The organism is Cellulomonas sp. Marseille-Q8402, assembly GCF_965119525.1.
On record NZ_CBCPLX010000001.1, the window covers coordinates 25,667 to 47,368 of the forward strand.

At 75.7% G+C, this 21,702-nt stretch carries 19 protein-coding genes and 1 pseudogene; 10 read left to right on the forward strand and 10 right to left on the reverse strand.

Going from position 1 to position 21,702, the window contains the following annotated elements:
* Positions 1 to 26: 26 nt before the first annotated feature.
* On the forward strand, positions 27 to 1,061 hold the full coding sequence (locus ACWPWW_RS00130) for a LacI family DNA-binding transcriptional regulator (protein WP_454048331.1): 1,035 nt from the start codon (positions 27 to 29) through the stop codon (positions 1,059 to 1,061).
* Between the two features lie 116 nt (positions 1,062 to 1,177).
* On the opposite strand, the gene ACWPWW_RS00135 is transcribed toward ACWPWW_RS00130, so the two are convergent.
* From ACWPWW_RS00135 to lpdA, 3 genes and pseudogenes are all read right to left on the reverse strand, one after another.
* A complete protein-coding gene (locus tag ACWPWW_RS00135) occupies positions 1,178 to 3,121 on the reverse strand; it encodes a glucoamylase family protein (protein ID WP_454048332.1) in 1,944 nt (647 codons plus the stop codon).
* Positions 3,122 to 3,283: 162 nt separating this feature from the next.
* Positions 3,284 to 5,081, reverse strand: a pseudogene (gene sucB / locus ACWPWW_RS00140) (2-oxoglutarate dehydrogenase, E2 component, dihydrolipoamide succinyltransferase).
* 32 nt (positions 5,082 to 5,113) lie between these two features.
* Positions 5,114 to 6,499 (reverse strand): dihydrolipoyl dehydrogenase, encoded by a 1,386-nt coding sequence (gene lpdA / locus ACWPWW_RS00145; protein ID WP_454048333.1) that lies wholly within the window; start codon positions 6,497 to 6,499, stop codon positions 5,114 to 5,116.
* Positions 6,500 to 6,707: 208 nt separating this feature from the next.
* Between lpdA and ACWPWW_RS00150 the strand changes: the two genes are divergently transcribed.
* Complete coding sequence (locus tag ACWPWW_RS00150) at positions 6,708 to 7,094, forward strand: oxidoreductase (RefSeq protein ID WP_454048334.1); 387 nt, start codon at positions 6,708 to 6,710, stop codon at positions 7,092 to 7,094.
* 246 nt (positions 7,095 to 7,340) lie between these two features.
* Here the strand turns inward: ACWPWW_RS00150 and ACWPWW_RS00155 are convergent, their stop codons facing one another.
* Positions 7,341 to 8,834: a leucyl aminopeptidase gene (locus tag ACWPWW_RS00155; RefSeq protein WP_454048335.1), complete on the reverse strand. Its 1,494-nt coding sequence runs from the start codon at positions 8,832 to 8,834 to the stop codon at positions 7,341 to 7,343.
* 39 nt (positions 8,835 to 8,873) lie between these two features.
* Here ACWPWW_RS00155 and ACWPWW_RS00160 point away from each other — a divergent pair, with 39 nt between their 5' ends.
* Genes ACWPWW_RS00160 through ACWPWW_RS00175 form a run of 4 tightly spaced genes read left to right on the forward strand, consistent with a single transcriptional unit; the run spans position 8,874 to position 10,972 of the window.
* Complete coding sequence (locus ACWPWW_RS00160; protein ID WP_454048336.1) at positions 8,874 to 9,230, forward strand: hypothetical protein; 357 nt, start codon at positions 8,874 to 8,876, stop codon at positions 9,228 to 9,230.
* Positions 9,230 to 9,688 (forward strand): hypothetical protein, encoded by a 459-nt coding sequence (locus ACWPWW_RS00165; RefSeq protein ID WP_454048337.1) that lies wholly within the window; start codon positions 9,230 to 9,232, stop codon positions 9,686 to 9,688. Before ACWPWW_RS00160 ends, ACWPWW_RS00165 begins: the two co-directional genes overlap by 1 nt.
* 10 nt (positions 9,689 to 9,698) lie before the next feature.
* Positions 9,699 to 10,730 carry a quinone-dependent dihydroorotate dehydrogenase gene (locus ACWPWW_RS00170; protein WP_454048338.1) on the forward strand — a complete coding sequence of 344 codons (1,032 nt, stop codon included), beginning with the start codon at positions 9,699 to 9,701 and terminating at the stop codon, positions 10,728 to 10,730.
* Positions 10,730 to 10,972, forward strand: a complete 243-nt coding sequence (locus tag ACWPWW_RS00175; RefSeq protein WP_454050362.1) for a hypothetical protein — start codon at positions 10,730 to 10,732, stop codon at positions 10,970 to 10,972. The genes ACWPWW_RS00170 and ACWPWW_RS00175 overlap by 1 nt, the downstream gene beginning before the upstream one ends.
* 19 nt (positions 10,973 to 10,991) lie before the next feature.
* On the opposite strand, the gene yczR is transcribed toward ACWPWW_RS00175, so the two are convergent.
* Positions 10,992 to 12,482 (reverse strand): MocR-like transcription factor YczR, encoded by a 1,491-nt coding sequence (gene yczR, locus ACWPWW_RS00180; protein ID WP_454048339.1) that lies wholly within the window; start codon positions 12,480 to 12,482, stop codon positions 10,992 to 10,994.
* A gap of 61 nt (positions 12,483 to 12,543) precedes the next feature.
* Here yczR and yczE point away from each other — a divergent pair, with 61 nt between their 5' ends.
* Complete coding sequence (yczE, locus tag ACWPWW_RS00185) at positions 12,544 to 13,230, forward strand: membrane protein YczE (RefSeq protein ID WP_454048340.1); 687 nt, start codon at positions 12,544 to 12,546, stop codon at positions 13,228 to 13,230.
* Positions 13,231 to 13,299: 69 nt separating this feature from the next.
* Here yczE and ACWPWW_RS00190 read toward each other — a convergent pair whose 3' ends face one another.
* Positions 13,300 to 14,310 (reverse strand): aldo/keto reductase family protein, encoded by a 1,011-nt coding sequence (locus ACWPWW_RS00190; protein ID WP_454048341.1) that lies wholly within the window; start codon positions 14,308 to 14,310, stop codon positions 13,300 to 13,302.
* A 79-nt stretch (positions 14,311 to 14,389) separates the two neighbouring features.
* The gene (locus ACWPWW_RS00195) at positions 14,390 to 15,007 is read right to left on the reverse strand and encodes a DUF3043 domain-containing protein (protein WP_454048342.1); all 618 of its coding nucleotides are present in this window, start codon (positions 15,005 to 15,007) and stop codon (positions 14,390 to 14,392) included.
* A 32-nt stretch (positions 15,008 to 15,039) separates the two neighbouring features.
* Here ACWPWW_RS00195 and ACWPWW_RS00200 point away from each other — a divergent pair, with 32 nt between their 5' ends.
* On the forward strand, positions 15,040 to 16,428 hold the full coding sequence (locus tag ACWPWW_RS00200) for a M20/M25/M40 family metallo-hydrolase (protein WP_454048343.1): 1,389 nt from the start codon (positions 15,040 to 15,042) through the stop codon (positions 16,426 to 16,428).
* A gap of 111 nt (positions 16,429 to 16,539) precedes the next feature.
* Here ACWPWW_RS00200 and ACWPWW_RS00205 read toward each other — a convergent pair whose 3' ends face one another.
* Positions 16,540 to 17,139 (reverse strand): DJ-1/PfpI family protein, encoded by a 600-nt coding sequence (locus tag ACWPWW_RS00205; RefSeq protein ID WP_454048344.1) that lies wholly within the window; start codon positions 17,137 to 17,139, stop codon positions 16,540 to 16,542.
* A gap of 49 nt (positions 17,140 to 17,188) precedes the next feature.
* A complete protein-coding gene (gene nadA / locus ACWPWW_RS00210) occupies positions 17,189 to 18,403 on the reverse strand; it encodes a quinolinate synthase NadA (protein ID WP_454048345.1) in 1,215 nt (404 codons plus the stop codon).
* Positions 18,404 to 18,487: 84 nt separating this feature from the next.
* Here nadA and ACWPWW_RS00215 point away from each other — a divergent pair, with 84 nt between their 5' ends.
* Complete coding sequence (locus tag ACWPWW_RS00215) at positions 18,488 to 19,750, forward strand: glycerate kinase (RefSeq protein WP_454048346.1); 1,263 nt, start codon at positions 18,488 to 18,490, stop codon at positions 19,748 to 19,750.
* A 257-nt stretch (positions 19,751 to 20,007) separates the two neighbouring features.
* The gene (gene erpA, locus ACWPWW_RS00220) at positions 20,008 to 20,358 is read left to right on the forward strand and encodes an iron-sulfur cluster insertion protein ErpA (RefSeq protein WP_454048347.1); all 351 of its coding nucleotides are present in this window, start codon (positions 20,008 to 20,010) and stop codon (positions 20,356 to 20,358) included.
* Positions 20,359 to 20,435: 77 nt separating this feature from the next.
* Here erpA and ACWPWW_RS00225 read toward each other — a convergent pair whose 3' ends face one another.
* Positions 20,436 to 21,623, reverse strand: coding sequence for a cysteine desulfurase family protein (locus ACWPWW_RS00225; RefSeq protein ID WP_454048348.1), 1,188 nt, complete (start codon positions 21,621 to 21,623; stop codon positions 20,436 to 20,438).
* Between the last annotated feature and the right edge of the window lie 79 nt (positions 21,624 to 21,702).

Consider the following 21,702-nt stretch of genomic DNA (forward strand, 5'->3'; position numbering starts at 1 on the left):
CGGGCACGGCCCTAGGGTGGGGCGGCATGGACGCCGTCCCGCCGACCGCCGGGCTCACGCCGCCCCCGCCGCCGCTCGCGGTCGTGGCCGCCGAGGCGGGCGTGTCGGTGCCCACGGTGTCCAAGGTGCTGAACTCCCGCCCCGACGTGGCAGCGGCGACCCGCGCCCGGGTGACCGAGGTCCTGGCGCGGCACGGGCACGCGGTGCGGCCGTCGGGCAGCCGGCGGACCGGGTTCGTCGACCTGCGCGTCGTCGACCTGGACAGCACCTGGGCCGAGGCCGTCGTGCGCGGCGCCGCCCGGGCCGCCGCGCGGCTCGGCGCCGACCTGGTCGTGACGGTGGACCCGGAGACGGAGTCGTGCGGCCCCTGGGTGCGGCACGCGCTGCGGCGGGGCACCGACGCCCTGGTGAGCGTCGTCGGCGTCCCGGACGAGGCAGCGCGGGCGGACCTGGCGCGGGCGGCGGTGCCGGTGGTGGTCGTCGACCCGCGGACCCGGCCGGACCCCGACCTGCTCGCCGTCGCGGCGACCAACTTCCGCGGCGGCCTCGACGCGACGGCGCACCTGGTCGGGCTCGGCCACCGGCGCATCGCGACGATCACCGGCCCGCAGGACCAGGACAACGCCGTGGCGCGGCTCGCCGGCTACCGGACGGCCCTCATCCAGGGCGGCCTCGCGGTCGACGACGACCTGGTGCGCGGCGGCGCCTACGGGGTGGACGCCGGGTTCCGTGCCGCCGAGGTCCTGCTCCGGTCCGACGAGCCGCCGACGGCCGTGTTCGCCGCCAGCGACGACACCGCGATCGGCGTGCTGCGGGCGGCCCGTGAGCACGGCGTGCGGGTGCCCGCCGACCTGTCGGTGGTCGGCTTCGACGACCAGCCGGTCGCGGCGTGGCTGGACCCGGCGCTCACCACCGTCCGGCAGCCGCTCGACGAGATGGGCGACGCGGCCGTCGCCCTCGCCCACCGTGCCCGCGCGGCAGCGGCCGGGCCGGCGCACCTCGAGCTGGCGACCCGGCTCGTCGTCCGGGCGTCGACGGCGCCCCTGCGTCGGCACCCCTGAGCCGCCGCTCCCCGAGCAGGCCCTGCGCCTGCTCGCCGCCGGTACGACACGCGACCCGCGCATCCACCGATCGGTCGGTGCGCGGGTCGCGTGCGCGGGCCCGGGGCCCGCCGGACTCAGCCCCCGACGGTCAGGACGACGGGCTCACCGGGCACGGTGACGCCCGCGTCGTTGGTCGTGCCGATGCCGAGCGTCAGCGTGCCCGGGGTGGTCACCGGAGCGCCCGCGCAGGTCCACGCGCCGTCGGCGTCCACGTCGGCCGTGCACCAGACGGCGCCGTCGGCGGCGGTGACCGTGAGGTGCGCCCCGGGCTCGCCGGTGCCGGCCAGCCGGTCGACGGCCGCGACGGTGGACCCCGGCGCCGGCTCGGTCACCACCGGGACGACGGGCGCGGCGGACGACGAGAACACCTCGGCGGCGAGCACCGGCCGCAGCCGCTGCTCCATGTCCGGCCCGACCACGTGGTCGCGCAGCAGGCCGTCCCCGAGGTAGTTGCCGATCGCGGCGACGATCATCGACTGGTCGAGGGACAGGTACCGTTCGGCGACGGTGCCGGAGCGGACCGCCACCGCGTCGTAGAACCCACCGGGGCCGTAGGCGTCGAAGTCCTCGGCGATGTTCTGCAGGTTCTCGACCACGGCGCGCGGGTCGTACTCGAGCCCGAGGAACGCCGCGTGCGGGGTCACGACGCCGTCGCCGAACGCCGGCTCCGGGTTGGTCGCCTCGCGGCAGCCGGTGAAGCCCAGGTCGACGTCGGTGGTGCCGTCCGACAGGTAGCCGTCCGACCGCATGCCGAGCACGTCGACCCCGTACTCCGCGTACCCGCCGTGCGGGTCGCTGGCGGGGGAGAAGCCCCAGTAGCCGTAGCCCGCGTCGTCCAGGCCGTGCCGCCGCTGCGCCTCGACGACCAGCGGGTGGTTCACGCCCCACGACCGCGGGGCCCACTCCGACTCGGGCACCAGCATGTCGGGCATCAGCGCCTCGAACATCGAGCCGCCCCAGCCGGGCACCAGCGCCAGCTCGTCGTCGTGGTAGACGCCCTCGTAGACCGGCACGCCGTCGTAGGTGCGGGTCACGCCGCTCGGGCGCTGCTCCTGCCACGCCCAGTCGCAGGTGGAGGGGAACGTGCGGTAGGTGCCCCAGTACGCCTCGGACGGGATCTCGCCGTCGGCGATGCCCAGGTACAGCGCGATCCGGGTCTCCGACACCGTCGTGTCGTAGTGGTGGCAGGTGTAGTAGACGGTCGACCCGCCCTGGTAGCTGCCCGGCACCGAGCAGCCCGAGGGCTCCTCGTCCCAGAACCCGCCGCGGATCAGCCCGACGCCCAGGTCCGGCCGGCCCTCCGGGTTGTAGTAGACCCCGAAGTGCATGGAGTCGTAGAGCGCGGTCGCCTCGGCGGCCAGCCGCGGCTCCGCGGACGCCACCACCCGCAGCGCGGCCGCCAGCCAGCCGTTGTCGACGGAGGACAGGAAGTGCTCGACGACGGCGCCGTCGTCCGGCCACGTGTCCACGCGGTCGCCGGTGGCCGGGTCGTACCAGTTGTAGAACATGCCCGACTCGTCGTGCCGGTCCATCCGCCCGAGGGTGTCCAACGTCGTCGCCAGCCGCTGCCGCGCCTCGCGGCGGTCGAGCAGCCCGAGGTCGCGCGCGACGACCGTCGACCACAGGTACCCACCGATGTTGGTGGGCGACGTGTACGCGCTGGCCGTGGCGGGGTCGAGCGAGCCCTCGATGTTGTCGGCCACCAGGCCCGTGCCCGGGTCCGTCATCGCGTCGAGCGAGGTGTACGTGTCGGCGAGCCACTCCCGCAGCAGGCGTCGGTCGCCGCCGCCGCCGTGCCCGCCGCCGTGGCCGTTCCCGTTCCCGCCGCCGGCGGCGACGGGTGGTGCGGCGGTGGCGGTGACCGGCACCAGCGCGGCACCCGCCGCGGCCAGCAGGGCGGCGAGCCCTGCGGCCACGACGCGCCGGCCGGTCCGCCGCCATCGTGGCCGCCGGGCGCGGGGCGGGTCCTCGGGGGAGTCGGGCTGGCGCCGGTCGACGGCGCGGGGTGCTGCTCGCATCGGGCACGTCCTCGTGGTCCGGGGTGCCGAAATTTCGACACCCGTTGTCGAAAGAGCGCCAGCACGGTACCGGCGCCGCCCGGCCCGGTCAACGGGAGCGGACACGCCGACGCCCCGGCGACCACGAGGGTCACCGGGGCGTCGCGCGCGCTCAGCGAGCGGTCAGAGGCCGACCTCGGCCTCGAACGCGCCCTCCTCGATCCGCTGCTTCACGGTCATGAGGTACCGCGACGCGTCCGCGCCGTCCACCAGGCGGTGGTCGTAGGACAGGGCCAGGTAGCACATCGACCGGATCGCGATGACCTCCTCGCCGTCCGCGCCCTTGACGACGACCGGGCGCTTGACGATCGCGCCGGTGCCGAGGATCGCGGACGTGCCGCCGGGGACGATCGGGGTGTCGAACAGCGCGCCGCCGGAGCCCGTGTTGGTCACCGTGAAGGTCGCGCCGGACAGCTCGTCCGGGGTGACCTTGTTGGCGCGGGTGCGGCCCGCGAGGTCGGCGATCTTCCGGCCGATGCCCGCGAGGTTGAGGTCACCCGCGTCGCGGATCACCGGCACGACGAGGCCGCGCTCGGTGTCCACCGCGATGCCGATGTTCTCGGAGCCGTGGTAGGTGATCTCCTTGCCCTCGAGCACGCCGTTGATCTTCGGGTGCACCTTGAGCGCCTCGACCGCGGCCTGCACGAAGAACGGCAGGAACGTGAGGTTGACGCCCTCGCGCGCCTTGAACGAGTCCTTGGCCTTCGCCCGGAGCCGCGCCACCTTGGTGACGTCGACCTCGACCACGGAGGTCAGCTGCGCCTGGCTGTGCAGGGCGTCGACCATGCGCTCCGCGATGACCTGCCGCAGGCGGCTGGCCTTCTCGGTGGTGCCCCGCAGCGGCGAGGGCTCGACGGCCTTCGGCGCGGCGGCGGCGGCAGCGGCGGGCGCGGCGGCGGGAGCCGGGGCGGCGGCCTTCGCGGCCTCCTCCGCCTTGGCGGCCGCCTCGAGGACGTCCTCCTTGCGGATGCGGCCGCCCACGCCGGTGCCGGTCAGGGTCGACGTGTCGACGCCCTTCTCGGCGGCCAGGCTTGCGGACCAGCGGCGTGAGGTACGACCCGGCGGCCTGCGGCTGCGCCGGGGCCTGCGCGGCGGGCGCCGGGGAGGCGGCCTGCTGCGTCGGGGCCGGCACGGGGGCAGGCGTCGGAGCCGGCGTGGGGGCGGGGGCCTCCTCCGGCGCGGCGACCTGCGGAGCGGCCTCGGTCGCGGCAGGGGCGGACGCCTGGGCGGCGCCGTCCTGGGCGGGCGCGGCGGCGGCCGGGGCGGAGCCCGAGCCGATCACGGCGAGCGGCGCGCCGACCTCGGCGGTCTCGTCCTCGCCGACCAGGATCTGCTGCAGCGTGCCGGCGAACGGCGACGGGACCTCGGTGTCGACCTTGTCGGTCGAGATCTCGAGCAGGGGCTCGTCGACCTCGACGGTGTCGCCGACCTGCTTGAGCCAGCGGGTGACGGTGCCCTCGGTGACGGACTCGCCGAGCGCCGGCAGGGTGACCTGCTGGCCGTCGCCGGAGCCCTGGGCCTCGGCGGCGGGCGCCGGGGCGGGCTGCTCGGTGGCGGGCGAGGCGGACTCGACCTCGGGGGCCGGGTCGCCGTAGCCCTCGCCCTGCGTCGTCGCGCCGGTCTGCTGCTGCGGCGCGGCCTGCGGCGCCTGCTCGGCCGCAGCGGAGTCGCCGCCCGCGCCGGAGCCGTCGCCGATCACGGCCAGGACGGCGCCGACCTCGGCGGTCTCGTCCTCGGCCACGAGGATCTGCTCCAGCACGCCGGCGAACGGCGACGGGACCTCGGTGTCGACCTTGTCGGTCGAGATCTCGAGCAGGGGCTCGTCGACCTCGACGCGGTCACCCACGTTCTTGAGCCAGCGGGTGACGGTGCCCTCGGTGACGGACTCGCCGAGAGCGGGAAGCTGCACGTTGTCGGACATGACCGCTCGTGTCTCCTTCGAAAGTGCTGTGGTCAGTTGTGGGCGTGCAGCGGCTTGCCGGCCAGCGCCAGGTGCGCCTCGCCGAGAGCCTCGTTCTGCGTCGGGTGGGCGTGCACGAGCGCCGCGACGTCCTCGGGGTAGGCCTCCCAGTTCACGATGAGCTGGCCCTCGCCGATGAGCTCGCCGACCCGGGCGCCGATCATGTGGACGCCGACGACCGGCCCGTCCTTCTGGCGCACGAGCTTGATGAAGCCCTGCGTCGCGAGGATCTGGCTCTTGCCGTTGCCGCCCAGGTTGTACTCGAGGGTCTCGATCGCGTCGGCCCCGTGCACCTCCTTGGCCTTCGCCTCGGTCAGACCGACGGACGCGACCTCGGGGTCGGAGTACGTGACGCGGGGGATGCCGGACTCGACGATCGCCTGCGGCTTCAGGCCCGCGATCTCCTCGGCGACGAAGATGCCCTGGGCGAAGCCGCGGTGCGCGAGCTGCAGGCCGGGGACGATGTCGCCGACGGCGTAGATGTTGCCGACGCCGGTGTGCAGGCGGTCGTTCGTGATGACGAAGCCGCGGTCCAGCGTGATGCCCTGCTGCTCGTAGCCCAGGTCGGCGGTGCGGGGGCCGCGGCCGACGGCGACCAGCATGAGGTCGGCGTCGAACGTCTTGCCGTCCTCCAGCGAGACGTGCACGCCGTTCTCGTCCTGGGTCACGCCGGAGAACCGGACGCCCAGGTTGAAGTTGATGCCGCGCTTGCGGAACTGGCGCTCGAACGCCTTGGACAGCGCCTCGTCCTCGTTGGGGACCAGGTGGGGGAGCGCCTCGATGATCGTGACGTCCGCGCCGAACGACTTCCAGACGCTCGCGAACTCCGAGCCGATGACGCCGCCGCCGAGGATGATCGCCGACTTCGGCACGAAGTCGAGCTTCAGCGCCTGGTCCGACGTGATGACCTTGCCGCCGATCTCCAGGCCGGGGAGCGAGCGGGCGTAGGAGCCGGTGCCGAGGATGACGTTGCGGCCGGTGACGCGCTCGCCGTTCACCTCGACGGTGTCCTGGGACACGAGCTTGCCGTAGCCCTCGAAGACGGTGATCTTGCGGGACTTGATCAGCCCCTGCAGGCCCTTGTAGAGGCGGGCGATCACCGAGTCCTTGTACTCGTTGACGCCGTTCATGTCGATGCCGGTCAGCTGCGTCTGCACGCCGAAGTGCGCGCCGTCGCGGGCGTTGTCGGCGAGCTCGGCCGCGTGCAGCAGGGCCTTGGTCGGGATGCACCCGTTGTGCAGGCAGGTGCCGCCGACCTTGTCGGCCTCGATGAGGGCGACGCTCAGGCCGAGCTGGGCACCGCGGAGCGCAGCCGCGTAGCCGCCACTCCCTCCGCCCAGGACGACGATGTCGAAAGCGGATCCGGTCGTGTCGGACACGTGAAGACTCCTCCGGCGCAGACATAGGGGAACGCGGTTGTTCCGCGGACCATCTTGTCATCTCCACTTAGGCCCGACGACCCAGATCACGGGGGTCGCCCTGTGATTCTGGGAACAGTCATCCCATGTCTCGACGTCCCGGGCGGGCGTGGTGCGCCTCCTGGGTGAATCCCAGCGGACGTCCAGCCGGCGCCGTTAGGCTCCCGCCATGGGCCTGTTCTCCCGTCTCCGCCGACCGGCCGCTGCCGGCACCCCGGACGCCGAGCCGACCGGCCGCGCCGCCCGCGAGGAGACGGTCGAGCACCTGCGCGAGTTCATCCGGACGCGCGTCGGCGTCGAGGCCCACCTCGAGCCGCCGACCAACGTCACCCAGTCGACGCTCATGCTCATCGCCACCGACGGGGAGTGGACCCGGCGTCGGGTCCCCGACGCCAAGGCGGGCTGGGCGCTCGCGCGGTCGCTCGGCGTGCCCGTGTACGACGTGCAGCGCACCGGGTACCCGCAGCGCATGCGCGACTGGAACAGCCGGCAGCGCATCGAGCGCCAGCGCGCCCAGCGCGAGCGCGCCGCACGCCGCGCCACCGACCCGCGCTGACCCCGCCGCCCGCGCCGCCCCGCTCCGCCCGCACGCCCGTCGAGGTAGTGCGTTCGCGCCGAGGTAGTGCGGGATGGCGCACTATCTCGCGGATATCGCACTACCTCGGCGCACGGTGGTGTGCGCGGGAGCCGGGGGAGCGTGCGGGTGCGCGGGAGTCGGCGGGGCGCGGGGTGGGGCGCGGGGTGGACGCGACGACGCCCCGGGCGCCTCGCGGGCGGCCGGGGCGTCGTCGGACGCGGGCGGTCAGCGCTGGGCGCGGGCCTCGATCAGCGCGAGCATCGTCCGCACGCCCACGCCGGTGCCGCCGACGGGGGTGTAGCCGAACGGCGCCTTCTCGTTGAACGCCGGTCCGGCGATGTCGAGGTGCGCCCACGGCGTCGTCCCGACGAACTCCTGCAGGAACAGGCCGGCGGTCAGCATGCCGCCGAACCGGTCGCCGATGTTCGCGATGTCGGCGACCTTGGACTTCAGGCCGGCGCGCAGGTCGACGGGCAGCGGCATCGGCCAGAACGCCTCGCCGGCGGCCTCGGCGGAGTCGACGACCTCGGTGCGGACGTCGTCGGTGCCCATGACCGCGGAGACGCGCGGGCCGAGCGCCACGAGCTGCGCGCCGGTGAGGGTCGCGATGTCGAGCACCAGGTCGGGCTTCTCCTCGACCGCGGCGACCAGCCCGTCCGCCATGACGAGGCGGCCCTCGGCGTCGGTGTTGAGCACCTCGACGGTCTTGCCGCCGCGGATGGTGAGCACGTCGGACGGGCGCTGGGCGCTGCCGGACGGCATGTTCTCGGCCAGGCAGAGCCAGCCGGTGACGGCGACGGGCAGCTCGAGACGGGCCGCGGCCACGACGGTGTGCAGCACGGCGGCGGCACCGGCCATGTCGGACTTCATCGCGTCCATGCCCGCGGCGGGCTTGATCGAGATGCCGCCGGAGTCGAACGTGATGCCCTTGCCGACCAGCGCCACCTTGGCGGCCGGGCGGGACGGGGTGTAGGCCACCTTGACCAGGCGCGGCGGGCGGACCGAGCCCTGGCCGACGCCGAGGATGCCGCCGTAGCCGCCGGCCGCGAGGGCCTTCTCGTCGAGGACGGTGATCTTGAGGTTGCGGGTGCCGGCGTCCTTGACCGCGGCCTTCGCGACGTCGGCGAACGCGGCGGGGTACAGGTCGTTCGGGGCGGCGTTCACCAGGTCGCGCACGCCGTGCACGGCGGCGGCGAGCACCTCGGCGCGCGCCAGCGCGGCCGCGGCCGACTTGTCGCGGGCGCGGGGGGTGAGCACCGCGATCTCCGTGACCGGCACGTCGGCGTCGGTCGTGCGGTAGCGGGTGTACGCGTAGGCGCCGAGCAGGGCGCCCTCCGCGACGGCCGTGACCTGCTCGAGGTCCTCGGCCGGCAGCGCGACGGCGACGGTCGCGGTGCCCGTGAGCTCGCGCAGCGCGGCGCCGGCGGCGCGACGCAGGGTCTCCGCCTCCGGGGTCGCGCCGGCGTCGAGCGCGCCGATGCCGGTCAGCACGACGGCCTTGGCGGCGAGCGCGCCGGAGGCGGGCAGGCGGCGCACCTCGTCGGCGGCGCCGGTGATGCCGAGCACGCCGGCGAGGTCGGCGACCTGGGTGGCGGTCTCGGCCGGCAGCCAGTCGGCGCCGACGACGCGCGGGCCGTCAGGGCTGCTCGCGACCGCGACGACGAGGGCGTCGGCGGTCTGGCGGGTGGGGTTCGCGGAGGTCAACGTCACTCGGGGCACCCGCCGATGCTATCGGTGCTCCGGGTACCGTGGGGCTCCGTGACCCCGCCCCTCCTGTACGCCGTGTCCGTGGCGGCGCTGCTGCTCGCCGGCTGGGCCTGCTGGTTCGCGGTCCGCGACCGCGCGGTGGTGCTCCGCCAGCTGTGGGGTGCGGCCGTCGTCGAGGGGCTGATGCTGGTGCAGGCGGTGGTCGCCGCGGTGCAGCACGCGACCGGCACCGTGCCCGCGGAGCCGGTGGTCTTCTGGGGGTACGTCGTGACGCAGCTGGTGCTGCTGCCCGCCGCGGCGCTGTGGGCGTTCGCCGAGCGCACCCGCTGGTCGTCCGTCGTGCTGCTGGTCGCCGCACTGGCCGTGGCCTTCCTGCAGCTGCGCCTCGAGCAGACGTGGGCCGCCTGATGACGCAGCCACCGACGGCCCCCACCGCCAGCACCGCGACCGGCCCCGGTCGCGTGCTGGTCGCGATCTACGGGGTGTTCGCCCTCGCGGCGACGGCGCGCGCCGGCTTCCAGATCGCGCAGAAGTTCGGCGAGGCGCCGCTCGCGTACCTCCTCTCCGCCCTGGCGGGGGTCGTCTACGTGCTGGCGACCGTCGCGCTCGCGAAGGACTGGCGGCCGGCGGCGTGGACCGCGGTGCTCGTCGAGCTGGTCGGGGTGCTCGCGGTCGGCACGCTGTCCGTGCTGGACACGGGTGACTTCCCGGACGAGACGGTGTGGTCGGTCTACGGCCAGGGGTACGGCTACGTCCCGCTGGTCCTGCCGTTCCTCGGGATCGCGTGGCTCTGGCACACCCGCCCCCGCCCCGGGGGCGCCCGCTCCGAGCGACCGTCCCGGCCGGGTGCCGCCGCGGACCAGTAGGTTGGGGGCCGTGTACGGCCTCCTCTTCCGCCAGGTCTTCTCCCGCATCGACCCCGAGCAGGCGCACCACCTCGCGTTCCGCGCGATCCGCGTCGCCTCCCGCGTCCCCGTCGTCAACGGCGTGCTGCGCACCGTCTTCGCCACCCCCTCGTCGGGTGCCGTGCGGGTGCTCGGCCGCACCTTCCCGTCGCCCTTCGGGGTCGCCGCGGGCTTCGACAAGAACGCCGTCGGGGTGCCGGGGCTGACGATGCTGGGCTTCGGGTTCGTCGAGGTCGGCACCGTGACCGCGTGGCCGCAGCCGGGCAACGAGGCGCCGCGGCTCTGGCGGGTGCTGGACCAGCGCGCGCTCCGCAACCGGATGGGCTTCAACAACGAGGGCGCCGTCGCGGTCGCGAAGCGCCTGCGCGCGCTCCGCTCGACGCCGTCGGGCCGGGCGTACGTGGTCGGCGTGAACATCGGCAAGACCAAGGTCACGCCGCCCGAGGACGCGGCCGACGACTACGCCACCAGCGCCGGGCACCTCGCGCCGTACGCGGACTACCTCGTGGTCAACGTGTCGTCCCCCAACACCCCGGGGCTGCGCGACCTGCAGTCGGTGGACGCGCTGCGGCCGATCCTGCAGGCGGCCCGTGCCGCCGCGGACGAGTCGGCTGCCGCCGCCGGGCGCCCGCGCGTGCCGCTGCTGGTGAAGATCGCCCCGGACCTCGCGGACGCGGACGTCGACGCGGTCGCGGACCTGGTGGCCGAGCTCGGCCTCGACGGCGTCGTCGCGGTCAACACGACGATCGCGCACGACCTGGGCGAGGGCGGCCTCTCGGGGCCGCCGCTGCTCGAGCGCGGGCTCCGCGTCGTCGCGCGGCTGCGCGACCGGCTCGGCCCGGATGCCGTGATCATCGGCGTGGGCGGCATCACGACGGCCGCGGACGCCCGCGCCTACCGTGCCGCCGGCGCGGACCTGGTCCAGGGCTACACCGGCTTCATCTACGAGGGCCCGGCGTGGCCGTCGCGGATCGGACGGGCGCTCGCCGGGGGTGCCGCGTGATGGTGCTGCGCCCGCAGTGGGCCTGGGAGCTGACGGGGGAGTCGGGCACCGTGCTGGACCGGCCCGTGTCGCCCGTGTTCACCACCCGGTTCGATGCCGAGGAGTGGCTCGGCCTGCAGTGGCGGGCGCTGCGGGACCAGGGGGTGCGGTCGCTGGTGCTGCGCAACGACGGGACCCTGGTCACGCCGGTCTACGACCTGCTCGCGGTCCCGGACCAGGTGACGGTGCGTCCGCGCGACTGAGGCGTCGCCGGGCGCCGGGTCAGACGAGCGCGCTCGGCCGGGCGGCGACGGTCCCGGGGGCGAGATCGCGGCCCGGGGCGCCCAGCGCGGCCCACGCGAGCGCCAGCCCGTCGACCGCGCGGCGCAGCGCGTCCGGGCCCGCGGTGAACGGGAGCCGGATCCGGTCCTCCAGGGCGCCGTCGACCGCGAACGCCGGCCCGGGCGCGACCCGCACGCCGTGCGCCAGCGCCAGGGCGCTCAGCGCCGACGAGACGGGCGCTCCGAGGTCGACCCAGAGGCACTGACCCCCGGCCGGGACGGTGAACCGCCAGTCCGGCAGCCGCTCGGCCAGGAGCCCGGCCAGCAGGTCGCGCCCCGCCCGCAGGTGCGCGCGGCGCTCCGTGACCGGCCCGGTGCCGAGGCGCAGCAGCTCGACGGCGACCAGCTGGTCGAGCACCGCCGTGCCGAGGTCCCCGCTGCGCCGGGCCAGCGCCAGGCGGGTGACCAGGTCCGCGGGACCGCGCAGCCAGCCGACCCGCAGCCCGCCCCAGTGGCTCTTGGACATCGAGCCGATCGCCACGACCCGCGCGCCCGTGCCGTCGCCCGCCCAGGGCTCCGGCTCCGGGCCGTCGAGGGTCAGGTCGGTGAGCACCTCGTCCCCGACGACGACCGTGCCCGTGCGCCGTGCCAGGTCGCGCACCCGCGCCCGTCCGGCGGCGTCGAGGGTGGCGCCGGTCGGGTTGTGGTGGTCGGGGATCAGGTAGACGAGGCGCGGCGCGACCTGGCGCACGGTGGACTCCAGCAGGTCCAGGTCCGTGCCGCGCACGCCGCCCGAACCGGTGGGCACGGGGACCGGCCGGGCGCCGGCGGCCCGGACGGCCTCGATCGCGTGCGGGTAGGTGGGCTGCTCGACGACGACGCGGTCGCCGGGGCCGGCGTGCGTGGACATGAGCAGCGCGATGGCGTGCTGCGCCCCGGTCGTGACGAGCACCTGGTCGGGTGTCGTGGGGGTGCCACGGGCGGTGTACCGGTCCGCGATCGCCTCCCGCAGGACGTCCAGCCCGAGCGGGGCGTACCCGTGGCCGGCGTGCGCGGGGAGGGCGTCGACGGCGCGCCGGGCCGCCGCGTGCAGGTCGCGCGGCGGGGTGCACGCGGCGATGGTCAGGTCGACGACGCCGTCCGCGTCGAGCGGGCGGTGCACGGGCAGTGCCGTCGCCGGTCTCCCGGCGCGTGCGGCCGTCCCGGGCGGCAGCGCCGTCACGGTGCCCGACCCCTGCCGGCTCAGCAGGTACCCCTCCTGGCGGAGCACGTCGTACGCTCCCGAGGTCGTGGTGCGGGAGACGCCGAGCGCGGCCGCCAGCTCGCGCTCGCCGGGCACGCGCGTCGCGAGCGGGAGGTCGCCCGACAGCAGGGCGCGCCGCAGGGCGTCGGCCAGCGCGGCGTACGCGGGGCCGGGGCGGCGCCACTGACCGACGACGGTGGCCAGGCCGGTGCCGCCGATCCGGCGGTCGGAGACGAGGAGCGTGGACATGAGGCCACTTTCTCCCAAGTGGCTGTCGAAAGGAAGGCCTCTCATGCCAGAAGATGAGGCCATGACACCGCAGACCCCGGCCACCACGTCCCCGCGCACCGCGGCCGGCAACCGAGCAGTCCGTCGCGGCGTGCAGCTGGTCGTCGGGCTCGTGCTCTACGCCGTCTCCATCGGGCTGCTCGTGCACTCCGGCCTCGGCAACATGCCGTGGGACGTCCTCAGCCAGGGCGTCTCGCGCCAGATCGGCTGGTCCCTCGGCACGGTCACGGTGGTGCTGAGCGTGGTGATCCTGGTCTGCTGGTGGCCGCTGCGGCAGCGCCCGGGCGTCGGCACCGTCGCGAACGTCCTGGTGATCGGCGTGCTGATCGACCCGGTCCTCGCGCTGCTCGACCGGCTGCCGGACCCGATGCCGCTGCCCGGCCGCATCGGCCTGGTGGTCGCCGGCATCCTGCTGAACGGCCTCGCGAGCTCGCTCTACATCGGCGCCCGCCTCGGGCCGGGGCCGCGCGACGGGCTCATGACCGGTCTCGTGGCCCGGACCGGCTGGCCCGTCGGGCCCGTGCGGATCGCGATCGAGGTGACCGTCGTGGTCGTCGGCTGGCTGCTCGGCGGCACGGTCGGCCTCGCGACGGTGGCGTACGCGCTCGGCATCGGGCCGCTGATCCACGTGCTGCTGCCGCGCCTGACGGTGCCGGTGCCGCCCGCGGTCGCGGTGCACGAGCCGGCCGAGCCGGGCGAGGGTCGCTAGGGCGCACGACACGGCCGGGCCCCGCCGCTCCGGAGGGAGCGACGGGGCCCGGTACCGCCGAGGCGGACGTCAGCGGGTGGCGGGCGAGCTCTTCGCCGTCTCCGCGGGGTCCGTGATCACGGCGTCGCCGAGGATCTCGTCGATCCGCGTCATCAGCTCGGCCGGGATCTGCACGCCGGACGCCTTGACGTTCTCGACGACCTGCTCCGGGCGCGAGGCCCCGATGATGGCCGCGGCGACGTTCTGGTTCTGCAGCACCCAGGCCACCGCGAGCTGCGCGAGCGACAGCCCGAGCTCCTGCGCGACCGGCGTCAGGTCCTGCACGCGCTGCAGCACGTTCGGCTGGTCGAGGAAGCGCTTGATCGTGTTCGCGCCGCCCTTCTCGTCCGTGGCGCGCGAGCCCTCGGGCAGCGGCTGGCCCGGCTTGTACTTGCCGGTGAGCACGCCCTGGGCGACGGGGGACCAGACGATCTGCGACAGGCCCAGCTCCTCCGAGGTCGGCACGACCTGGCCCTCGATGACCCGCCACAGCGCGGAGTACTGCGGCTGGTTCGAGATCAGCTGGAAGCCGAGCTCCTGCGACAGCGCGTGGCCGGCGCGGATCTGGTCCGCGGTCCACTCGCTGACGCCGATGTACAGCGCCTTGCCCGAGCGGACGACGTCGGCGAACGCCTGCATCGTCTCCTCGAGCGGCGTCGCGTGGTCGTAGCGGTGCGCCTGGTACAGGTCGACGTAGTCGGTCTGCAGGCGCCGCAGGGAGCCGTCGATGGACTCCATGATGTGCTTGCGGGACAGGCCGGAGTCGTTCGGGCCCTTGGGGCCGGTCGGCCAGTAGACCTTCGTGAAGATCTCGAGCGACTGCCGGCGCTCGCCCTTCAGGGCCTCGCCGAGCACCTCCTCGGCGACCGTGTTCGCGTAGGCGTCCGCGGTGTCGAAGGTGGTGATGCCGTTGTCGAGGGCGGCCCGGACGCAGGCGGTCGCGGCGTCGTTCTCGACCTGCGAGCCGTGCGTGAGCCAGTTGCCGTAGGTGATCTCGGAGATCTTGAGGCCGGAGCGGCCCAGGTGGCGGTAGTTGACCATGCGACCACTGTAGGCACCAGGCAGCGGTGCCACCGCCCGGGGCGGTCAGGCCGGCGGCCGGGCCGCGGTCAGGCCGCGGTCACTCCGGGTACTCGCCGTGCTTGACCTGCGGCTTCGGCAGGCGCGCGCGGCGGATCTGGAACACGCGGGTGATCGCGTACATCATCAGCCCGCGCTGGATCGCGTCCGGGCCGAACCTGGCGACCAGGCGCTTGCGCAGCCGGCGCCACATGATCGCGACGTCGACGACCATGCCGATGATGAACAGGTAGAGCACGATCAGGCCGAGGAACGCCAGCTCCGGGCTCACCGACGTCAGCAGCATGTTGAGCAGCAGCATGACGATGGCGACCGGCAGGAACAGCTCGCCGAGGCTCCAGCGGGCGTCCACGTACTGCCGGACGTACCGGCGCACCGGGCCCTTGTCCTTGGCGGGCAGGTAGCGCTCGTCGCCGGTCTGCATGGCGGCGTACTGGCGGTCGCGCTCGACGCGCTGCGCCGCCTTCGCCTCCTTGGCCGCGGCCTTGCGGTCCTGGGGCACGAGCGGGCGACGGTTGGCCGCCTCGGCGACCTTCCGCTTGGGGGTGGGGCGGCCCTTGCCGCCGGGTCCCTCGATGATCCCGGGGGTCTCCTCGGTCAGGGGCACCTGCTCCACCGAGTCCGTCGGGACCGTGCTGTCCTTGCTGCGTCCGAACACCCCTTCAGGGTAGTCGAGTAGCGTGGCGATCCGTGACAGAGCCCACCACCCCCACGTCCCCGTCCGCTGCAGCGCAGGTCGAGGACCTGCGCGCCCGCGTGGCAGCCGCGTTCGCCGGCGTCCGCGCCGACCTCGAGGCCCTCGTCCGGGTCCCCAGCGTGTCGAACGCCGACTTCGACCAGGCGCACGTCGCCGCCAGCGCGGAGCACGTCGCCCGGCTGCTCGGCGAGGCCGGCCTGCCCGAGGTGCAGATCCTGTCGGTCGAGCGCCCGGACGGCACCCCCGGCGCCCCTGCGGTCGTGGCCCGCCGCCCCGGCCCGGCCGGCGCTCCGACGGTGCTGCTGTACGCGCACCACGACGTGCAGCCGCCCGGTGCCCGCGAGGACTGGGACACCGAGCCGTTCGAGCCGACCGAGCGCGACGGCCGCCTGTTCGGCCGCGGCGCCGCGGACGACAAGGCCGGCGTCGTGGCGCACCTGGGTGCGCTGCGGGTGCTCGGCGACGAGCTCGGCGTCGGCGTGACGGTGTTCGTCGAGGGCGAGGAGGAGGTGGGCTCGCCGTCGTTCACCCGGTTCCTGCACACCTACCAGGACCTGCTCGCGGCGGACGTCATCGTGGTCGCCGACTCGTCCAACTGGAAGGTCGGCGTGCCCGGCCTCACCACGTCGCTGCGCGGGCTGGTCGACCTCGAGGTCGAGGTCGCCGTGCTCGACCACGCGGTGCACTCCGGCATGTTCGGCGGCCCGGTGCTCGACGCGGTCACCCTGCTGTCGCGGCTCATCGCGACGCTGCACGACGACGCGGGCGACGTCGCGGTCGCGGGGCTGGTCACCGCGGCGGACCCGGCCGTCGACTACGACGAGGCGGCGTTCCGCGCCGACGCGAGCGTGCTGGACGGCGTGACCCTCGCCGGCACGGGCCCGCTCACCGCGCGGCTGTGGACCCGCCCGACGATCGCCGTCATCGGGCTGGACGCCCCGCGCGTCGCCACGGCGTCGAACACCATCGCCCCGAAGGCGACCGCCAAGCTGTCCATGCGCATCGCCCCGGGGCAGGACCCGGCCGCTGCGCTCGCCGCGCTGCGCGCCCACCTCGAGGGCCACGCGCCGTTCGGCGCCCGCGTGACCGTGCGGGACGGCGAGCTCGGCAAGCCGTTCCAGGCGCCCGCCGACTCCCCGGCGATGCAGGCGGCGCGCGCCGCGTTCGCCGACGCGTGGGGCACCGACCCGGTCGACATCGGCATCGGCGGCTCCATCCCGTTCATCGCCGACCTGCTCGAGGTCTACCCCGACGCGGCGATCCTCGTGACGGGCGTCGAGGACCCGGACTCGCGGGCGCACGGCGCGAACGAGTCGGTGCACCTCGGCGAGCTGGAGAAGGTGGTCCTGGCCGAGGCGCTGCTGCTGGCCCGCCTCGCCTGAGCCGCTCGCCCCGCCGGGTGGAGGGTCGCGACGGACACGCCGAGGGCGTGTCGGCCCGGACCTTCCACCCGGTGCCGGTCGACCGTGCCGGTCGGAAGGGGCCGGGTTGCGTCAGACCGGGGGAGCGGGGTCGTACTGGATCTGGCGGCGCACCGCGCGGGCCGCGTCCGGCGACTCCAGGCGGGCGACCAGGTGCAGCGCCATGTCGATCCCGGCGGAGACCCCGGCCGACGTGATCACGTCGCCGTCGTCGACGTACCGGGCCTCGCTGTCGACCAGGACGCTCGGGTCGAGCGCCGCGAGCTCGTCGAAGGCGGCCCAGTGCGTGGTGGCGGGCCGGCCCGCGAGCAGCCCGGCGGCCGCGTACACCAGGGCGCCCGTGCAGACCGAGGTCATCAGCGGCGTCTCCGCCCGCGCGGCCCGGACCCACGCCAGGTGCCCGGTGTCACGGGCCAGCGGGCGGGTCCCCCGTCCGCCGGGGTGCACGAGGACGTGCAGCGGGCCGACCTCGTCGCGGGACGTGTCCGGGACCAGGCGCAGCCCCTTCGCGCAGCGGACGCCGTTGCCGTCGGCGGAGAACGTCAGCACCTCCGGCCGCAGCGTCGACTCTGCCGCCCACGCGGCGAGCACGTCGTAGGGGCCGACGACGTCGAGCTCCTCCGCGTCGTCGAACACGACGATCCCCACCCGCATCGGGTTCCCGGTGCTCACGTGCGACCCCCTCCCACGCGTCGCCCGGCGGGCGCGTCCCCCCAGGGTCTCAGTACCCGGGCAGGGCCAGCATCTGGTCGAGCGCGACCCGGGCCCAGTGCGCGTCGTCGGCGTCGACCACGATCCGGTTCGGCACCCGCCCGTCGCGCAGCGACTCCATCGCCCAGACCAGGTGCGGCAGGTCGATCCGGTTCATCGTCGAGCAGAAGCAGACCGTCGAGTCGAGGTAGGTGATCTGCTTGTCCGGGTGCGCGGCGGCGAGCCGGCGCACCAGGTTGAGCTCCGTGCCGATGGCCCACGACGACCCCGCGGGGGCGGCGTCCAGGGCCTTGATGATGTACTCGGTCGACCCGACCATGTCCGCGCCCGTGACGACCTCGTGCTTGCACTCCGGGTGCACCAGGACGGTGACGTCCGGGACCGCGGCGCGCACGTCGACGAGGTTCTGCGCCGAGAACCGGCCGTGCACCGAGCAGTGCCCGCGCCACAGGATCATCCGGGCGTCGCGCAGCTGCTGGGTGGTGAGGCCGCCGTTCGGCTTGCGGGGATCGAACACGACGCACGCGTCGAGCGGCAGGCCCAGCTCGAGCACCGCGGTGTTCCGGCCGAGGTGCTGGTCCGGCATGAACAGCACCTTGCCGGTGCCGTCGACCCCGCCGACCTGGTCGAACGCCCAGCGGAGCGCGACGTGCGCGTTGGACGACGTGCACACGGTGCCGCCGTGCCGGCCGGTGAACGCCTTGATGGCGGCCGTCGAGTTCATGTACGTGACCGGGACCGTGTCCTCGGCGACGCCGGCCTCGGCCAGCACGTCCCACGCGTCCTCGACCTGGTCGATCGCGGCCATGTCGGCCATCGAGCAGCCCGCGGCCATGTCCGGGAGGATCACCTGCTGCCGGTCGGACGTGAGGATGTCCGCCGACTCCGCCATGAAGTGCACCCCGCAGAACAGGATGAACTCGGCGTCGGGCCGGGCCGCGGCCTCGCGCGCCAGCTTGAACGAGTCGCCCGTGACGTCGGCGAAGTCGATGACCTCGTCGCGCTGGTAGTGGTGGCCGAGCACGAAGGCGCGGTCGCCCAGCGCGGCGCGGGCGGCACGGGCGCGTTCCACCAGGTCGGGGTCGCTGGCGGCGGGCAGGCCGCCGACGCACTCGACGCCGCGCTCGGAGGCGAGGTCGGTGCCCCGGCCGAGCAGCAGGAGGGCGGAGGGCAGCGGTTCCGCGAACGAGGTCGCGGGGGCGAGCAGACTCACGCGCAGGATCATCCCACAGCGCCCCGGTGCGCTGACCAGGACCGCGGCGCGGTGCACGCGTGGGACGGGTGCGGGCCGCGTGCGAGGATCGGCGGCGTGCACGTGCTCGTGGCCCCCGGCCGGTTCGACGCGCGGCCGGACGACGGCCCCGCGGCCGCGCGCGGGCCCGCGCACAGCGCCGTGCGCGCCGACTCCTGGCCGGTGCTGACCGCCGCAGAGGCGGTCGCGGCGATCACCGCGGGCTGGCAGGACGCCGTGCCCGGCGACACCCTCGTGCCGCTGCCGCTGTCGGACGGGGGAGCCGGCCTGGTCGAGGCCGTCCGGGCGGCCCGGGGCGGCGAGCTCCTCGCGGTCACCACCACCGACGCCCACGGCGAGGTCGTGCCCGGTGCGGTGCTCGTGGTCACCGAGCCCTCCGGGGCGCGGACCGCCTACGTGGACGGCGCACTGGCTCTCGGGGCGGCGGACCCGGAGGCCCTGCCGGTGGCGGCGACCACCTCCGCGGGGCTCGGCACGCTGGTCGCGGCGGCGCTGGACACCGGCGCCGGGCGGGTCGTGGTCGGCCTCGGCGGCCGCCGGACCGTGGCGCACGACGCGGGTGCGGGGCTCCTGGCGGCGCTCGGCGCGGCGCCCGCGGCGGCGGCGCGCGGGCTCGACGGCGCCGCGCGGCTCACCGCCGCCGACCTCGGGGAGCTGACGGCGCTGCGGGCGGCGCTGCGCGGGCGGGACCTGGTGGCCCTGCACGCGCACGACCTGCCGCTGCTCGGTCTCGCCGGGGTCTCGGCGGACCTCGCCGAGTCGCGCCGGGTCGACGCCGCGACCGCGCAGGACGCCGAGCGGGCGGCGGCCGCGTTCGCGCACGCGGCGGCCGGCGCCGGCGCGAGCCCGCGCCGGGACCTGCTCGCCGGCGACGGACCCGCGCCCGGCGGGGCCGCCCGCGCACCGGGGTCGCGCGCCGCGCTGGTCGCGGGGTCCGGTGCCGGGGGTGGCGCCGCCTTCGCGCTCGGCCTGCTGGGGGCGCGGCTCGTGGCGGGCGCGGCCTGGGTGGCCGACGCGGTGGACCTGGCGGGGCACGCGGCTGACGCCGACCTGGTGCTGACCGGCACCGGCGTGCTCGACGGTGCCGGGCTGGAGCACGGCGTGGTCGGCGCGGTCGCGCGGGCGGCGCTCCCGCTCGGCGTGCCCGCGGTGGCGGTCGCGGCGCAGCTGCGCACCGGCCGGCGCGACTGGGGCGCCGCCGGGCTGGCGGCCGGCTTCGCCGTCCTGGAGCGCCCGGAGGACGACGACCTCTGGCGGCACGACGCGGCCGCCGCGCTGCGGGCCCGGCTGCCGCGGATCGCCCGCACCTGGTCGCGCTGAGGTCGCGCTGAGGTCGCGCTGCGCCCTCCGTGGCCCTGCCCGAGGTCCCGGGCCGGGTCCCGGCGAGCGAGCGGGTGCGGGGCGGGTCGCGGGCGGGTCCCGTGCGCGTCCCGTGCGCGTCCCGTGAGCACGGGCCGGTGGGCGCGTACATTGGGGAACAGATCACGCGGGGGCGCGGTTGTGCTCGTCGTGACCGTCCCGCGGCCCGCGTGCGAGCGCGCGTCCGCGACCGTTCCGAGACACCGTCTGGAGACACCATGAGCGAGACCACCGAGACCGCGACGCACGGCGTCCAGCTCACCGACGTCGCGGCCGGCAAGGTGCGCAGCCTGCTCGAGCAGGAGGGGCGCGACGACCTGCGCCTGCGCATCGCGGTGCAGCCGGGCGGGTGCTCCGGCCTGATCTACCAGCTCTACTTCGACGAGCGCGTGCTCGACGGCGACGCGCTGGTGGACTTCGACGGCGTCGAGGTCGTCGTCGACCGGATGAGCGTCCCCTACCTCGAGGGCGCCACGATCGACTTCGCCGACACCATCGAGAAGCAGGGCTTCACGATCGACAACCCGAACGCCGGCAGCAGCTGCGCGTGCGGCGGCTCGTTCAGCTGACCAGCACCCCGCGCTGACGGGAGCCCCGGACCTGGTGGTCCGGGGCTCCCGTGCGTCCGGGCGGGGTGCGCGGGTCGTCAGAGGCCGGTGAGGCCCGCGGCGCGGCGGATGCCTGCGACCACGCCCGGCAGGACGTCGCAGAACCGCTCGACGTCCGCCGCCGTGGTGCCCAGGGGCAGCGACAGCCGCACGTTGCCCTGGGTCAGGGCGCCCATCGCGGCGAGCACGTGGCTCGGCTCGTCGGTCGCCGAGGTGCACGCGGAGCCCGACGCGACCGCGAACCCGGCCCGGTCGAGCGCGGTCACCACGGCCTCGCCGTCGACGTACAGGCAGGAGAACGTCAGGACGTGCGGCAGCCGGCCGGTGGCGGGCCCGGCGACGTCGACCATCGGCACCTCGGCGGCGACCCGGGCACGGATCCGGTCCACGAGCCCGGCCCGCGGGTCGTCGCCGGCCCGGACCCGGGCGGCGGCGACCTGCAGGGCGACGGCGGCGGCGAGCGCCGCGGGCACGGACACGCCTCCGGGGAACCAGCGGTCCTCGTCGGGCGGTCCGACGGGGGAGCGGCGGACCCCGGCCCGGGTGACGAGCACCGCGACGCCCGGGACCGCGCCGACGTCGCCCGGGTCGAGCGCCAGGACGTCCCAGTCCGGTCCGACGGGCGCGTGCCCGAACGACGAGCCGGCATCCACCAGCAACGGCACCCCGGCGGCCCGGACAGCCTCGTGCGTCCCCGCGACGGGCTGCACGGTGCCCACCTCGCCGTTGGCGTGCTGCAGGGCGGCCAGCGCGACGCCGGGGCGGGCGACGGCGTCCGCGAACGCCGCGACGTCCACGCGCCCGTCGCGGTCGACCGGGACGGTCAGCCGGTCCCCGGCCACGTCGGCGGCGTCCAGCACGGCCATCCGCTCCACGGCGGAGGCGACGACTCCGGGACCGACCCGGCGCCGACCGCGGGCGACGGTGAGCACCGCGCCGTGCAGCGCGGCCGTCAGCGACGGCGCGAGGTCGACCTCCTCCGTCCGCGCGCCGACCAGGGCGGCGACGGCCTCCCGCGCGCCGTCGAGCAGCGCGCGGGCGCGCCGGCCCTCGCTGTGCAACCGCCGCGGGTCCGCCCAGCCCTCGTCGAGCGCGGCGAGGAAGGCCTCGCGCGCGGCCGGCAGCACGGGCGCGCGGCCGCCGGAGTCGAGGACCACGCGGGGGGCCGGGCCGGGTTCGGCGGGAGCGCCGGGGCCAGGACGTGCGGGGGAGCCGGGAGCGGTCACCCCCGCACGGTAGCCGGGGCGGCGCCGGCCCGGCCGGGCACGGCCGGACCCGGACGTGATCCAGATGACACTGCGTCAT

Excerpts from the sequence above, each read along its gene's own strand:
- erpA (WP_454048347.1), top strand. The coding sequence starts at position 20,008 with ATGAGCGAGACCACCGAGACCGCGACGCACGGCGTCCAGCTCACCGAC.
- ACWPWW_RS00175 (WP_454050362.1), top strand. The coding sequence starts at position 10,730 with ATGGTGCTGCGCCCGCAGTGGGCCTGGGAGCTGACGGGGGAGTCGGGC.
- ACWPWW_RS00190 (WP_454048341.1), bottom strand. The coding sequence starts at position 14,310 with ATGGTCAACTACCGCCACCTGGGCCGCTCCGGCCTCAAGATCTCCGAG.
- yczR (WP_454048339.1), bottom strand. The coding sequence starts at position 12,482 with ATGTCCACGCTCCTCGTCTCCGACCGCCGGATCGGCGGCACCGGCCTG.
- ACWPWW_RS00130 (WP_454048331.1), top strand. The coding sequence starts at position 27 with ATGGACGCCGTCCCGCCGACCGCCGGGCTCACGCCGCCCCCGCCGCCG.
- ACWPWW_RS00165 (WP_454048337.1), top strand. The coding sequence starts at position 9,230 with ATGACGCAGCCACCGACGGCCCCCACCGCCAGCACCGCGACCGGCCCC.
- yczE (WP_454048340.1), top strand. The coding sequence starts at position 12,544 with ATGACACCGCAGACCCCGGCCACCACGTCCCCGCGCACCGCGGCCGGC.
- ACWPWW_RS00150 (WP_454048334.1), top strand. The coding sequence starts at position 6,708 with ATGGGCCTGTTCTCCCGTCTCCGCCGACCGGCCGCTGCCGGCACCCCG.
- nadA (WP_454048345.1), bottom strand. The coding sequence starts at position 18,403 with ATGATCCTGCGCGTGAGTCTGCTCGCCCCCGCGACCTCGTTCGCGGAA.
- ACWPWW_RS00135 (WP_454048332.1), bottom strand. The coding sequence starts at position 3,121 with ATGCGAGCAGCACCCCGCGCCGTCGACCGGCGCCAGCCCGACTCCCCC.